Raw genomic sequence first — 14,891 nt, 5'->3', positions numbered from 1 at the left:
AACCGACCGCATGTACAAGCTTGAAGTCCAAGACCTGCATAAACGCTATGGCAGTCACGAAGTGCTCAAGGGTGTTTCCCTGGCGGCCGCCGCTGGCGATGTGATCAGCATCATCGGCTCGAGCGGCTCCGGCAAGAGTACTTTCCTGCGCTGTATCAACCTGCTCGAACAACCCCATGCCGGCAAGATCCTGCTCAACAACGAAGAGTTGAAGCTGGTGCCGAACAAGGATGGCGCGCTCAAGGCGGCCGATCCCAAGCAGTTGCAGCGCATGCGCTCGCGCCTGTCCATGGTGTTCCAGCATTTCAACCTGTGGTCGCATATGACGGCCCTGGAGAACATTATCGAGGCGCCGGTGCACGTGCTCGGGCTGTCGAAAAAGGAAGCGTTGGAAAAGGCCGAACACTACCTGGCGAAAGTCGGCGTGTCCCACCGCAAGGATGCCTATCCGGGGCATATGTCCGGCGGCGAGCAGCAGCGCGTGGCGATTGCCCGGGCGCTGGCCATGGAGCCGGAAGTCATGCTGTTCGATGAGCCGACCTCGGCGCTCGATCCCGAGCTGGTGGGGGACGTGCTCAAGGTCATGCAGGCGCTGGCTCAGGAAGGTCGGACGATGGTTGTGGTAACCCATGAAATGGGCTTTGCCCGTGAAGTCTCCAACCAGTTGGTATTTCTGCACAAAGGTGTCGTGGAAGAGCGCGGCAATCCACGCGAAGTCCTGGTCAATCCGCAGTCCGAGCGCCTGCAGCAATTTCTGTCGGGTAGCCTGAAGTAATTGTCGCGGTTCGTGCTGCCGCTATGCACCAAAATAGGTCATGCTGCGCCACGCGCGCGGCCTGGTCTATGGTGGTAATGGCTGCGCTCGGCCCTTTCATCCTGTTTTTGTTTCGGATTGCCCGCCCATGACTGCCCATCGAATTGGTTTCCTGATTTGGCCCAGCACTAAAGCCTTGACGCTGGCGCTGGCCGAGGAGGCCTTGCGTGTTGCTCAGCGGGTGCATCCGGACGTGTCCTATGAGCTGCTGTTTCTCCAGGCCGAGCCGCCCCTGGAAGGGGGCGCCTGGCAACTGCCGGGAGAACCGTGGGCGGGGAAGCTGGAAGGGTGTCAGAAGTTGTTTCTACTGGCCGACGAACCGCCGGCCACCCTGGCCACGCCGCTGGGCAGTGCGCTCAAGCAACTGGTGCGGGCCGGCTGTGTGATTGGTGGTCTGTCGGCTGGGGTGTATCCGTTGGCACAGCTGGGCCTGCTCGACGGTTATCGGGCCGCGGTGCACTGGCGTTGGCAGGATGATTTTGCCGAGCGCTTTCCTAAAGTCATTGCTACCAGCCATCTGTTCGATTGGGACCGTGATCGCCTGACGGCCTGCGGCGGGATGTCGGTCCTGGATTTGCTGCTGGCGGTGTTGGCGCGCGACCATGGTGCCGAGTTGGCGGGCGCGGTCTCGGAAGAACTGGTGGTCGAGCGGATCCGCGAAGGCGGCGAACGCCAGCGTATCCCATTGCAGAATCGCCTGGGGTCCAGCCACCCCAAGCTGACTCAGGCCGTGCTGCTGATGGAGGCGAATATCGAAGAGCCTTTGACCACCGACGAAATTGCCCAGCATGTCTGCGTGTCCCGTCGGCAGTTGGAGCGCATCTTCAAGCAATACCTCAATCGTGTGCCGAGCCAGTACTACCTGGAGTTGCGATTGAACAAGGCGCGGCAGATGCTGATGCAAACCAGCAAATCGATTATCCAGATCGGGCTGTCCTGCGGTTTTTCCTCGGGGCCGCACTTCTCCAGCGCGTACCGCAATTTCTTTGGCGCGACGCCGCGCGAAGACCGTAACCAGCGTCGCAGCAGCAGCCCGTTCGAGCTGTCATCGGTCCCGGCCGAACGCGGTTAAGCCTCTACTCCTTTTGCAGCATCGCGCTGGCTGGCGATCCGTTCAGTTCGCCGGTGCCGGCGCGAAGGGCGTGCGTCTGCATTAAAAGTGGGCGATTGTGCTACCTGGGCCGTTAAATCAAATCCCGCCAGACCCTGCCGCTCATCCCCTTAAGCGGTTTAAACTGCGCCTTTGCGACGGTATTTGTCGCATTGCCGTAAACCCAGGTAAACCGCGGTTTTGCGCTATAAGAAGTTGTCGCTTGGCGGCAAGGCCCAGCCTGGATCTGTCCTTACAATCCCCCCCATCGCTCGCCAGTTTCAGGCAGGCGTTCCTCTTCAGGAGACTCCGATGTCCGTTGAGCAAGCTCCGGTGCAACGCGCCGATTTCGACCAGGTAATGGTGCCTAACTACGCCCCCGCCGGCTTTATTCCGGTACGCGGCGCCGGTTCGCGAGTCTGGGATCAGACCGGTCGGGAGCTGATCGATTTCGCCGGTGGGATTGCCGTGAACGTCTTGGGCCATGCGCACCCGGCGCTGGTCGGCGCCCTGACCGAACAGGCCAATAACCTGTGGCACGTATCCAACGTCTTTACCAACGAGCCGGCCCTGCGCCTGGCCAAGAAACTGGTCGACGCCACCTTTGCCGAGCGCGTGTTCTTCTGCAACTCCGGCGCCGAAGCCAACGAAGCCGCCTTCAAGCTGGCCCGTCGCGTGGCCTTCGACCGTTTCGGCGAAGAGAAGTACGAAATCATCGCGGCGCTCAACAGCTTCCACGGTCGCACGCTGTTCACCGTCAACGTCGGTGGCCAGTCGAAGTACTCCGACGGCTTCGGCCCGAAAATCACCGGCATCACCCATGTGCCGTTTAACGATCTGGCTGCATTGAAAGCGGCGATTTCGGACAAGACCTGTGCGGTGGTCCTGGAGCCGATCCAGGGCGAAGGCGGTGTGCTGCCGGCCGAACTGGCGTACCTGCAGGGCGCCCGCGAGCTGTGCGATGCGCACAACGCGTTGCTGGTGTTCGATGAGGTCCAGACGGGCATGGGGCGTACCGGCGAGCTGTTCGCTTATATGCACTACGGCGTCACTCCGGACATCCTGACCAGCGCCAAGAGCCTGGGCGGTGGTTTCCCGATCGGTGCGATGCTGACGACTGAAGCGCTGGCCAAGCACCTGGTCGTCGGTACCCACGGCACCACCTACGGCGGCAACCCATTGGCGTGCGCCGTCGGCAACGCGGTGTTCGATGTGATCAATGCTGGGCAGGTGCTTGATGGCGTCAAGGCCAAGCACGACCAGTTCAAGACCCGCCTGCTGCAGATCGGCGAGAAGTACGGCCTGTTCAGCGAAGTGCGTGGTCTCGGCCTGCTGCTCGGTTGCGTGCTGGCTGACGCCTGGAAGGGCAAGGCCAAGGACGTGTTCAACGCGGCGGAGAAAGAAGGCCTGATGATTCTCCAGGCCGGCCCGGACGTGGTGCGTTTCGCACCAAGCCTGGTGGTTGAGGACAGCGATATCGAGCAGGGCCTGGACCGCTTCGAGCGCGCCGTAGCGAAGCTCACCCAGGCCTGATTCGGTCGGCGGTGCCACTCGGCGCCGGCCTGTCAGGGCTGGCGTCGAGACCTATTTTCTGTACCGGGTATGCCCGGTATTTTTTTCCCTGTGTCGGCTGATGTGGCCGACCTGCTTGAAAAGGAGTGACACCATGCTGGTGATGCGCCCCGCGCAAATGGCTGATCTGGGCGAGGTACAGCGTCTGGCTGCGGATAGTCCGATTGGTGTCACTTCCTTGCCGGACGATACCGAGCGCCTGCGAGACAAGATCGCAGCGTCGGAAGCTTCGTTCGCGGCCGAAGTCAGCTTCAATGGCGAGGAAAGCTATTTCTTCGTACTCGAGGACAGCACCAGCGGCAAGCTGGTCGGCTGCTCGGCGATTGTGGCGTCGGCCGGTTACTCGGAACCATTCTACAGCTTTCGTAACGAGACCTTTGTGCATGCCTCGCGCGAGCTGAAGATCCACAACAAGATCCATGTCTTGTCGCAGTGTCATGACCTGACCGGCAACAGCCTGCTGACCAGCTTCTACGTGGTCCCGGAGCTGGTCGGGTCGAGCTGGTCCGAGCTCAACTCCCGCGGCCGCCTGCTGTTTGTCGCCAGCCACCCGGAGCGGTTCGCCGACTCGGTGGTGACCGAGATCGTCGGTTACAGCGACGAAAATGGCGATTCGCCATTTTGGGACGCCATCGGCCGCAACTTCTTCGACCTCAACTATGCCGAGGCCGAGCGTCTGTGCGGCCTGAAGAGCCGGACCTTTCTTGCCGAACTGATGCCGCACTACCCGATCTACGTGCCGTTGCTGCCGGACGCCGCGCAGGAAGCCATGGGCCAGGTCCATCCGCGGGCGCAGATCACCTTCGATATCCTGATGCGCGAAGGCTTCGAGACCGATCATTACATCGATATCTTCGATGGCGGGCCGACCCTGCATGCACGGGTTTCGGGCATCCGCTCGATCGCCCAGAGCCGTGTGGTGCCGGTGAAGCTCGGTGAACTGAGCAAAGGTGGACGCCAGTACCTGGTCGCCAACGGGCAGTTGCAGGACTACCGCGCGGTCTTGCTCGAACTGGACTGGGCGCCGGGTAAGCCGGTCACCCTGGATCTTGAAGCCGCCGAGGCCCTGGGCGTCGGCGAGGGTGCCAGCGTCCGCCTGGTGGCGGTTTAACGGCTGGTCCCAGCCTGGAAAGCAGCGAGTTTCGCGTGGTGCCCCGGGGGTGCCCGCTTGAGGAGATAGCATGATCGTTCGTCCCGTACGCAGCAGCGACTTACCCGCGCTGATCGAGCTGGCGCGCAGCACTGGCACCGGCTTGACCACTTTGCCCGCCAACGAAGAACGCCTGACCCACCGGGTGGGCTGGGCGGAGAAGACCTTTCGGGGTGAAGCCGAGCGTGCCGATGCGGACTACCTGTTCGTGCTGGAAGACGACAACGGCCGGGTCGTCGGTATTTCTGCGATTGCCGGAGCCGTGGGCCTGCGTGAGCCTTGGTACAACTTCCGGGTGGGGCTGACGGTCAGCGCTTCCCAGGAACTCAATATCTACCGCGAAATCCCGACGCTGTTCCTGGCCAATGACCTGACCGGCAACTCGGAGCTGTGCTCGCTGTTCCTGCACGCCGATTACCGCAGCGGCCTCAATGGCCGGATGCTGGCCAAGGCGCGGATGCTATTTATCGCCGAGTTCCCGCAGTTGTTCGGCAACAAGATCATCGCCGAGATGCGTGGTATGTCTGATCCTGCGGGCCGTTCGCCGTTCTGGGAAAGCCTGGGGCGGCACTTCTTCAAAATGGAATTCAGCCAGGCCGATTACCTGACCGGTGTCGGCAACAAGGCTTTTATCGCCGAGCTGATGCCCAAGTTTCCGCTCTATACCTGCTTCCTCTCCGAGGACGCGCGCGCCGTGATCGGCAAGGTCCATACCGACACCGAGCCAGCGCTGGCCATGCTCAAGAGCGAAGGTTTCAGCTACCAGGGCTATGTCGATATCTTCGACGCCGGCCCGGCGGTGGAATGCGAGACCAGCAAGATCCGCGCGGTGCGCGACAGCCAGGCGCTGGTGCTGGCCATTGGCACGCCGGGCGATGATGCCACCCCGTTCCTGATCCATAACCGCAAGCGCGAAGACTGCCGGATCACCGCTGCACCGGCGCGTCTGGCGGCCGGTACGCTGGTGGTCGATCCCTTGACCGCCAAGCGTCTACAACTCAATGCCGGGGATCAGGTGCGTGCGGTGCCGTTGTCCGCCCAGCCAGTTGCCCCACGGGAGTCGAATTGATGAGCACGTTGTACATTGCAGGAGCCTGGCAAGACGGTCAGGGCGAAGCCTTTGAATCGCTGAACCCGGTGACCCAGCACGTGCTGTGGTCCGGCAAAGGCGCTACCGCGGCCCAGGTTGACGCTGCCGTGCAGGCAGCGCGCCAGGCCTTTCCCGCCTGGGCCACGCGTTCGCTGGACGAGCGTATTGCTGTGCTCGAAGCCTTTGCCGCGAGCCTGAAACAACATGCCGACGAACTGGCCCGTTGCATCGGCGAGGAAACCGGCAAGCCGTTGTGGGAGTCGGCAACGGAAGTGACCAGCATGGTCAACAAGATCGCCATCTCCGTGCAAAGCTACCGCGAGCGTACCGGCGAGAAGAGCGGCCCGCTGGGTGACGCCACCGCCGTACTGCGGCACAAACCCCACGGCGTGGTCGCGGTATTCGGGCCCTACAATTTTCCGGGGCATCTGCCCAATGGGCATGTCGTCCCGGCGCTGCTGGCCGGTAATGCGGTGCTGTTCAAGCCCAGCGAGCTGACGCCGAAAGTCGCTGAGCTGACAGTCAAGTGCTGGATCGAGGCGGGCTTGCCGGCGGGTGTGCTGAACCTGTTGCAAGGTGCTCGTGAAACCGGGATCGCCCTGGCGGCCCATCCGGGGATCGACGGTCTGTTCTTTACCGGCTCCAGTCGGACCGGCAATTTGTTGCATCAACAGTTCTCCGGGCGTCCGGACAAGATCCTGGCCCTGGAAATGGGAGGCAACAACCCGCTGGTGGTCGATCAGGTCGAGGATCTGGATGCGGCGGTGTACGCCATTATCCAGTCGGCCTTTATCTCGGCCGGCCAGCGTTGCACCTGTGCCCGTCGGCTGCTGGTGCCGCAAGGTGCCTGGGGCGATACGCTGCTGGCCCGCTTGGTGGCGGTCAGCCGCACCCTCGAGGTGGGCGAGTTCGACCGCCAGCCACCACCGTTCATGGGCTCGGTCATCTCCCTGGGCGCCGCCAAGGCCTTGATGGATGCACAGCAGCAACTCCTGGCCAAGGGCGCCGTGGCCCTGCTGGAAATGACCCAGCCGCAGGCCGGTGCTGCGTTGCTGACGCCGGGGATTCTCGATGTCAGTGCCGTGGCCGAACGTCCCGATGAAGAGTTGTTCGGCCCCCTGCTGCAGGTGGTTCGCTACGCGGATTTCGATGCGGCGATTGCCGAGGCCAACGCCACCCAGTATGGGTTGGCCGCTGGCTTGCTGTCGGATTCGGCAGAGCGCTATCAACAGTTCTGGCTGCAAAGCCGGGCCGGGATCGTCAACTGGAACAAACAGCTGACTGGCGCTGCCAGCAGTGCGCCATTTGGTGGGGTCGGGGCGTCGGGTAATCACCGTGCCAGCGCCTATTACGCGGCGGACTACTGCGCGTACCCGGTGGCCTCGCTGGAAAGCCCAAGCCTGACAGTGCCAGCCACGCTGACGCCGGGTGTCAGCCTGGGGTAATTCGGGTAAGGCTCGCGAGCCGGCTCGCTCCTACAAGAGGGGCAGGGTGCCTGTAGGAGCCCGCCGGCTCGCGAATCTCCAGCTTCGTTTAGCTATTGATACCTATAACAACAGATTTTCGTGGAGCCTCGCCGATGAAATCCTATGAAGTCAATTTTGACGGTCTTGTAGGCCCGACCCATAACTACGGCGGTCTGTCCTACGGTAACGTCGCGTCCCAGAGCAACAGCCAGCAGGCGTCCAACCCCAAGGAAGCGGCGCTGCAAGGGCTGGCGAAAATGAAGGCGCTGATGGAGATGGGCTTTGTCCAGGGTGTGCTTGCCCCCCAGGAACGCCCTGATGTTGCCGGTCTGCGCCGCCTCGGTTTTGCCGGCAGCGATGCCCAGGTGATTGCCCAGGCCGCCCGGGACGCCATGCCGTTGCTGGCCGCCAGTTGCTCGGCGTCGAGCATGTGGGTCGCCAATGCCGGTACGGTCAGCCCAAGCGCCGATACTGCCGATGGTCGCGTGCATTTCACCGCCGCCAACCTCAATTGCAAATACCACCGCAGCATCGAGCACCCGACCACCAGCCGCGTACTGGCGGCGATGTTCGCGGATACCCGGCATTTCGCCCATCACGCGGCGCTGCCGGCGGTGGCCCAGTTTGGCGATGAAGGGGCCGCCAACCACACCCGTTTCTGCCGTGACTACGGTGAAGCGGGGGTCGAGTTCTTTGTCTTCGGCCGCAGCGCCTTCGACACGCGCTACCCCGCGCCACAAAAGTACCCGGCCCGCCAGACGCTCGAAGCGTCTCAGGCCGTCGCCCGCTTGCACGGCCTGAGCGCCGATGGCGTGGTCTTTGCCCAGCAGAACCCGGCCGTGATCGACCAGGGCGTGTTTCACAACGATGTGATTGCGGTGGGTAACGGCGAATTGCTGTTCCATCACGAGGACGCCTTCCTCAATACCGAACCCATGCTCGCTGAGTTGCAGGCCAAGCTGGCCAAGCGCGGCGGCAATTTCCAATCGATCTGCGTGCCACGCGCCCAGGTGGCCGTGGAGGACGCCGTGCGTTCCTATCTGTTCAACAGCCAACTGTTGAGCCGTGACGATGGCTCGATGCTGTTGATCGTGCCCGAGGAGTGCCGCAGCAATCCGCGCGTCTGGAGCTATCTGCAGGAGCTGCTGGCTGCGGGCGGCCCGATCCGCGAGGTGAAGGTCTTCGACCTCAAGCAAAGCATGCAGAACGGTGGTGGCCCGGCGTGCCTGCGCTTGCGCGTGGCGCTCAAGGAAACCGAGCTGGCGGCGGTCAATCCGGGCGTGATCATGACGGCACCGCTCTACGCCACGCTGACCCAGTGGGTCGAAAAGCACTACCGCGACAGCCTGAGCGAAACCGACCTGGCCGACCCGCAATTGCTGGTCGAATGCCGGACGGCACTGGATGAATTGACGCAAATCCTTAAACTGGGCGCGGTTTATCCATTCCAGATCGACTGAGCCGCGGCCTCGACCCGAACAGGGCCGAGGCGCAGCTTCAATTCCCAGATGAGAGCATGACTATGAGCGATACCCTGCAACTGATTCTTGAAGACACCGACGGCACTCAACTGGAAACCTCCTGCACGCGCGTTGCCGTTATCTGGCAGGGCAAAGAGCTGTGGATTCAACACGACGGCCGCGGCCAACTGCTGATCGGCGTGGACGTCGAAGAAGGCGATGCCGAGTACGCCAACCTGCTGCTGCGCCCATTGGCGACCAACCTGGTCAGCCTGCAGCTGGAAATGGAGCCGGCCGATGCCGGTGACGATGAGCACGTGCACGGTCCTGACTGCGCCCACGATCACTGATAAAGGAATGCCTCGCCATGCTCGCCCTCGGCAAACTGCTTGAACTGACCCTCGCCGGTCGCGAACCGGCCGAGAAGACTCAACTGACTGTCGAAGGCGTGCGGATGCGCTGGCTGAGCGAGGGCGCGCTGGAAGTACGCCCGCCCGACGCTCGTGATAATGGCCTGGACCTGCTGTTGTCGGCCGGTATCCATGGCAACGAGACAGCTCCCATCGAGCTGCTTGATCGACTTTTGCATGACATTGCCCGCGGTGACTTGAAGCCCCGGGCCCGTATTCTGTTCCTGTTCGGCAATCCCGAGGCCATGCGGCGCGGCGAGCGCTATATCGATCAGGACGTCAATCGGCTGTTCAACGGCCGTCACGAACACAGCAGCGGCAGCGAGGCGTTGCGCGCCTGTGAGCTGGAGCGCCTGGCGGCCACCTTCTTCAGCCTGCCCGAGCGCGAGCGCCTGCACTACGACCTGCACACGGCCATTCGGGGTTCGAAGATCGAGCAGTTTGCGCTCTATCCTTATGCTCCGGGCCGGGCCCATTCGCGTTTGCAATTGGCGCGGCTGCGGGCTGGGGGCATGGAAGCGGTGCTGCTGCAGAACAAACCGTCCATCGTGTTCAGTGCCTACACCTACGACAAACTGGGTGCCGAAGCTTTTACCCTGGAGTTGGGCAAGGCCCGGCCGTTCGGGCAGAACGAAGGCGTCGACGTTTCGCGTCTGGAGCTGCGCCTCAAGCAGATCATCGAGGGCTGTGAGCCCGAGTTGGGCGATAACCCGCTGCACGGCTTGCAGCTGTTTAGCGTGGCGCGGGAAATCATCAAGCACAGCGATGCCTTCCATCTGCACTTGCCGGCAGATATCGAGAACTTCACCGAGTTGCCCAAAGGCTACTTGCTGGCCGAAGACCTGGCGCAGACGCGCTGGGTTGTCGAGGAGGAGGGCGCACGCATCATTTTCCCCAACCCCAAGGTCAAGAATGGTTTGCGCGCAGGGATACTGGTGGTGCCGGACAATGGCGCCGCATTGGTCTGATCGTTAGCCGGTTCGCGCCTACAGCGCTGAGTCATCTGTAGGCGCGAGCCGTTGCAGTGCTTAAACCGCTACTGCCCGTGTTTCGACACGGCGCAGGGCGCGGGTTTTCTGCAGGGTGTCGGCGCAGGTCCGAGCAGCTTCCTGGCCTTTGTGCACGAAGTGGTCGAAGAAGAACTTCTGGTGTTCTTCACCCGCATGGAAATGGTGCGGGGTCAGGACCACGGAGAATACCGGCACTTCGGTTTCCAGCTGGACCTGCATCAGGCCGTTGATGACCGAGGTCGCCACGAAGTCATGGCGATAGATCCCGCCATCGACCACCAGGCCGGCGGCGACGATGCCGCTGTAGCGCCCCGACTTGGCCAGCAGCTTGGCGTGCAGCGGGATTTCAAATGCGCCGCCGACTTCAAAGAAGTCGATATCACTTTCCTGATAGCCCAATGTGGCCATTTCCGATACGAAACCCAGGCGACTCTGATCAACAATATCCTTGTGCCAGCAGGCTTGGATAAAGGCGATGCGCTCGTGATGGTGACCTTTCTTGCTATCGATTGCGGTAGGTTGCATCTGTTCTGACTCCTGTTTGTGTGAAAAACAGGGCGTTATGAATCGAATGGGATTTAAGGGTACGTTCGAGTCGAAACGAGCAGCACTTAACCCGTGCTTGCACGATTCGTCCGAAGACGGCCCTTTGGCGCCAATCCCGTTCTCTCTTCATCCGGACTATGACCGTCGGCCCCGGGATCACACCGGGTCTGCTGACCTTGCTTGATCGAAAACCTGAGTTTGCGACCCTGCAAGCGCTCGCGGGCTATGCGCATTGCGCGCAATTACCGCCGGTGGGGAATTGCACCCCGCCCTGAGAACGTTGCCACCAGCCTTCTGGCGGCGCTGAGTTTGTAACACAAATTTTTCAGGGCGGCGATGGCTGCTTTTGGATAATACCCATCGTTTTTTTGTAGGCCGCTCGCTGGCCGCAATTCCCGCAGTGGGGCTTGATAACGCGTGCCTGTGCCCGCAGTAAGCTTGATTGCACGCAAAGTTCTGCTGTGAAATCGACGTTCGCGTCCCCTAATTGAGGCCTGTTTCATGAGTTTTATCGATCTGCGTAGCGACACGGTGACCCAACCCACCCCGGGAATGCTCAAGGCCATGGCGGCCGCAGAAACGGGGGATGACGTCTATGGCGAAGATCCTACCGTCAACCGCCTCGAAGCCGAATTGGCCGCCCGCCTGGGCTTTGCGCAGGCGCTATTTGTGCCCACCGGGACCATGAGTAACCTGCTGGCGCTGATGGCCCACTGCGAACGTGGCGATGAATACATCGTCGGGCAGCAGGCGCATACCTATAAGTACGAAGGCGGTGGTGCGGCGGTGCTGGGCTCGATCCAGCCCCAGCCCCTGGATGTTCAGGCGGATGGCTCGTTGGACCTGGCCCAGGTGCGCGCAGCGATCAAGCCGGATGACTTCCATTTCGCCCGGACTCGCCTGCTGGCCCTGGAAAACACCATGCAAGGTAAGGTGTTGCCACTGGAGTACCTGGCAGCAGCACGCCGCTTTACCCGTGAACAGGGACTGGCTCTACACCTCGACGGTGCGCGCCTGTACAACGCGGCAGTGGCCCAGGGGGTGGATGCCCGTGAGATTGCCCAGCATTTCGACTCGGTTTCGGTTTGCCTGTCCAAGGGCCTGGGCGCGCCGGTCGGTTCGGTGCTGTGCGCGAGCCCCGAGCTGATCGGCAAGGCACGGCGCCTGCGCAAGATGGTCGGTGGTGGCATGCGCCAGGCCGGTATCCTGGCGGCGGCGGGCTTGTACGCGCTGGACTACCAGGTCGAGCGGCTGGCTGAGGACCATGAGAATGCGCGCGTGCTGGCGTTGCAGTTGGAAGCGCTGGGCTACGAGGTCGAGCCGGTGCAGAGCAATATGGTCTACGTCCAGCTGGGCGAACGGGCCGAGGCCCTCAAGGCCTTTGCCGGCGAGCGCGGCATCAAGCTCAGTGCCGCCGCGCGCCTGCGCCTGGTGACGCATCTGGACATCCGTCGTGAGCAGATCGAGCGGATTGTGGCGGTATTTGCCGAGTTTTCCGGCCAATGAGGCTGCAGGCCGTCCAATTGAGCGTTTCTATCGTATAAACACGCTGTACCCAAGGCGAAGGGCCGATATAATGCGGCCCTTTGCAAGTCGCACCATCATTCAAGAATTTTGCACTTGCCTGGCCGCAGACTCCGTGGAAGAACCTATGAAAAGCGCAGAAATCCGTGAAGCCTTCCTTCGCTTCTTCGAAGAGCAAGGCCACACCCGTGTCGCCTCCAGCTCTTTGATTCCGGGCAATGACCCAACCCTGCTGTTTACCAACGCGGGGATGAACCAGTTCAAGGACTGCTTCCTGGGCCAGGAAAAACGCGCCTACACCCGCGCGACCAGTAGCCAGAAGTGCGTACGTGCCGGTGGCAAGAACAGCGACCTGGAAAACGTCGGCTACACCGCCCGTCACCACACCTTTTTCGAAATGCTGGGTAACTTCAGCTTCGGCGACTACTTCAAGCGCGATGCGATCAACTTCGCCTGGACCTTCCTGACCGGCGTGCTGAAGCTGCCCAAGGAAAAACTCTGGGTCACGGTCTACGCCTCGGATGACGAGGCCTATGACATCTGGACCCAGGACATCGGGGTGCCGGTCGAGCGCATGATCCGCATCGGCGACAACAAGGGCGCGCCCTACGCCTCCGACAACTTCTGGACCATGGGCGATACCGGTCCGTGCGGCCCGTGCACCGAGATTTTCTACGATCACGGTGCTGATATCTGGGGTGGCCCACCGGGCTCGCCGGAAGAAGACGGCGATCGCTACATCGAGATCTGGAACAACGTTTTCATGCAGTTCAACCGCACCGCCGATGGCGTCCTGCACCCACTGCCAGCACCGTCGGTGGACACCGGGATGGGCCTGGAGCGGATCAGTGCGGTCATGCAGCACGTGCATTCCAACTATGAAATCGACCTGTTCAAGAACCTCCTGGTGGCATCGGCCGAGGCCATTGGTTGCAGCAACGACAACCAGTCGTCGCTCAAGGTGGTATCCGACCACATCCGCTCCTGCAGCTTCCTGATCGCCGATGGCGTACTGCCGTCCAATGAAGGCCGCGGCTATGTGCTGCGTCGGATCATTCGGCGTGCCTGCCGTCATGGCAACAAGCTGGGCGCCACGGGCAGCTTCTTCTACAAGATCGTCGCCGCGCTGGTTGCCGAGATGGGCGAAGCCTTCCCCGAGCTCAAGCAGCAGCAAGCCAACATCGAGCGGGTGCTCAAGGCCGAAGAAGAGCAGTTCGCCAAGACCCTGGAACAGGGCCTGAAGATCCTCGAGCAGGATCTGGCCGAGCTCAAAGGTAGCGTGGTCCCGGGCGACGTCGTGTTCAAGCTCTATGACACCTACGGCTTCCCGATGGACCTGACGGCCGATATCGCCCGCGAGCGCGAGCTGACGGTCGACGAAGCCGGCTTTGAGCGCGAAATGGAAGCCCAGCGTGAGCGTGCCCGTTCCGCCAGCTCCTTTGGCCTGGACTACAACACCCTGGTCAAGGTCGACGTGGCCACCGCGTTCACCGGCTACACCGCTACCGACGGTTCGGCCAAGATCGTGGCTCTTTATAAAGATGGCCAGTCGGTCGATGTGTTGAGCGAAGGCGAGGAGGGCGTGGTGGTGCTGAACCAGACGCCGTTCTATGCCGAGTCTGGCGGCCAGGTCGGTGACTGCGGTTACCTGCAGGCCGGTAGCGCGCGCTTTGATGTGCGTGATACCACCAAGACCGGCGGTGCCTTCCTGCACCACGGTGTGCTGGCTTCGGGCAGCCTGACGGTCGGCGCGCCGGTCGAGACCCACGTGGACGCCGATGTGCGCCATGCCACGGCCCTGAATCACTCCGCGACTCACTTGTTGCACGCGGCATTGCGCCAGGTTTTGGGCGAGCATGTGCAGCAGAAGGGCTCGCTGGTCGACAGTCAGCGCCTGCGTTTCGACTTCAGCCACTTTGAAGCGATCAAGCCTGAGCAGATCAAGGCGCTGGAAGAAATCGTCAACGCGCAGATTCGCCAGAACTCTGCGGTAGAAACCGAAGAAACCGATATCGAGACCGCCAAGCGCAAAGGCGCCATGGCGCTGTTCGGCGAGAAGTACGGCGACAACGTGCGCGTCCTGAGCATGGGCGGTGATTTCTCCGTTGAGCTATGTGGCGGTATCCACGCCAACCGTACCGGCGATATCGGCCTGTTGAAAATAATCAGCGAAGGTGGCGTGGCCTCGGGCGTTCGGCGCATCGAAGCCGTGACCGGCGCTGCGGCACTGGCTTACCTGAACGCGGCCGAAGAGCAGCTCAAGGAAGCCGCCAGCCTGGTCAAGGGTAGCCGCGACAACCTGATCGACAAGCTGGCGGCGGTGCTGGAGCGCAACCGTCAGTTGGAAAAACAATTGGAGCAGTTGCAGGCCAAGGCGGCCAGCGCTGCTGGTGACGACCTGTCGGCTTCGGCCCAGGACGTCAAGGGCGTGAAGGTTCTGTCGGCACGCCTCGACGGCCAGGATGGCAAGGCGCTGTTGGCGCTGGTCGATCAATTGAAGAACAAACTCGGCCGCGCAGTGATCCTGCTCGGCAGTGTGCATGAAGACAAGGTCGTTCTCGTCGCAGGCGTGACCAAGGACCTGACCGGCCAACTCAAAGCCGGTGATTTGATGAAGCAAGCCGCTGCGGCAGTGGGCGGCAAGGGCGGCGGACGTCCGGACATGGCGCAGGGCGGCGGCATCGACGCTGCGGCGCTGGACGGTGCGTTGGCTCTTGTCGTGCCATTTGTCGAACAGGGTCTCTGAGGTTCCGCCTGGT

General features: G+C 62.0%; 12 protein-coding genes and 1 riboswitch. Of the genes, 11 read left to right on the top strand and 1 reads right to left on the bottom strand.

Translation table 11 applies throughout. The features are described from left to right. The first annotated feature begins 10 nt into the window (after nt 1-10). From NPS46_RS14355 to astE, 9 genes are all read left to right on the top strand, one after another. Nucleotides 11-775 carry an ABC transporter ATP-binding protein gene (locus NPS46_RS14355; protein WP_274108232.1) on the top strand — a complete coding sequence of 255 codons (765 nt, stop codon included), beginning with the start codon at nt 11-13 and terminating at the stop codon, nt 773-775. 127 nt (nt 776-902) lie between these two features. Then, on the top strand, nt 903-1,886 hold the full coding sequence (gene argR, locus NPS46_RS14350; protein WP_274108230.1) for a transcriptional regulator ArgR: 984 nt from the start codon (nt 903-905) through the stop codon (nt 1,884-1,886). A 330-nt stretch (nt 1,887-2,216) separates the two neighbouring features. Then, nucleotides 2,217-3,437 carry an aspartate aminotransferase family protein gene (locus tag NPS46_RS14345; RefSeq protein ID WP_274108229.1) on the top strand — a complete coding sequence of 407 codons (1,221 nt, stop codon included), beginning with the start codon at nt 2,217-2,219 and terminating at the stop codon, nt 3,435-3,437. A 133-nt stretch (nt 3,438-3,570) separates the two neighbouring features. Continuing rightward, nucleotides 3,571-4,587, top strand: coding sequence for an arginine/ornithine succinyltransferase subunit alpha (gene aruF / locus NPS46_RS14340; protein WP_274108227.1), 1,017 nt, complete (start codon nt 3,571-3,573; stop codon nt 4,585-4,587). 70 nt (nt 4,588-4,657) lie between these two features. Beyond that, complete coding sequence (gene astA / locus NPS46_RS14335) at nt 4,658-5,695, top strand: arginine N-succinyltransferase (RefSeq protein ID WP_274108225.1); 1,038 nt, start codon at nt 4,658-4,660, stop codon at nt 5,693-5,695. Continuing rightward, entirely contained in the window at nt 5,692-7,161 is a 1,470-nt protein-coding gene (astD, locus tag NPS46_RS14330; protein ID WP_274108223.1) for a succinylglutamate-semialdehyde dehydrogenase, read from the top strand. The genes astA and astD overlap by 4 nt, the downstream gene beginning before the upstream one ends. 134 nt (nt 7,162-7,295) lie before the next feature. Continuing rightward, on the top strand, nt 7,296-8,642 hold the full coding sequence (gene astB / locus NPS46_RS14325) for an N-succinylarginine dihydrolase (protein ID WP_274108221.1): 1,347 nt from the start codon (nt 7,296-7,298) through the stop codon (nt 8,640-8,642). 62 nt (nt 8,643-8,704) lie between these two features. Beyond that, nucleotides 8,705-8,992: a topoisomerase II gene (locus NPS46_RS14320; RefSeq protein ID WP_274108540.1), complete on the top strand. Its 288-nt coding sequence runs from the start codon at nt 8,705-8,707 to the stop codon at nt 8,990-8,992. Between the two features lie 17 nt (nt 8,993-9,009). After that, nucleotides 9,010-10,020 carry a succinylglutamate desuccinylase gene (gene astE / locus NPS46_RS14315; protein WP_274108219.1) on the top strand — a complete coding sequence of 337 codons (1,011 nt, stop codon included), beginning with the start codon at nt 9,010-9,012 and terminating at the stop codon, nt 10,018-10,020. A 60-nt stretch (nt 10,021-10,080) separates the two neighbouring features. Here the strand turns inward: astE and NPS46_RS14310 are convergent, their stop codons facing one another. Continuing rightward, nucleotides 10,081-10,587 (bottom strand): 6,7-dimethyl-8-ribityllumazine synthase, encoded by a 507-nt coding sequence (locus tag NPS46_RS14310; protein WP_274108218.1) that lies wholly within the window; start codon nt 10,585-10,587, stop codon nt 10,081-10,083. 134 nt (nt 10,588-10,721) lie between these two features. Continuing rightward, nucleotides 10,722-10,891, bottom strand: a riboswitch (FMN riboswitch). A gap of 218 nt (nt 10,892-11,109) precedes the next feature. Here NPS46_RS14310 and ltaE point away from each other — a divergent pair. Both ltaE and alaS read left to right on the top strand, forming a co-directional pair. Beyond that, nucleotides 11,110-12,114, top strand: coding sequence for a low-specificity L-threonine aldolase (gene ltaE / locus NPS46_RS14305; RefSeq protein ID WP_274108216.1), 1,005 nt, complete (start codon nt 11,110-11,112; stop codon nt 12,112-12,114). A gap of 145 nt (nt 12,115-12,259) precedes the next feature. After that, entirely contained in the window at nt 12,260-14,878 is a 2,619-nt protein-coding gene (alaS, locus tag NPS46_RS14300) for an alanine--tRNA ligase (protein ID WP_274108215.1), read from the top strand. Nucleotides 14,879-14,891 lie beyond the last annotated feature (13 nt).

This window comes from Pseudomonas putida (assembly GCF_028682395.1).
Lineage (GTDB): Bacteria > Pseudomonadota > Gammaproteobacteria > Pseudomonadales > Pseudomonadaceae > Aquipseudomonas > Aquipseudomonas putida_AB.
This window is presented reverse-complemented; position numbering and strand designations above follow the sequence as displayed.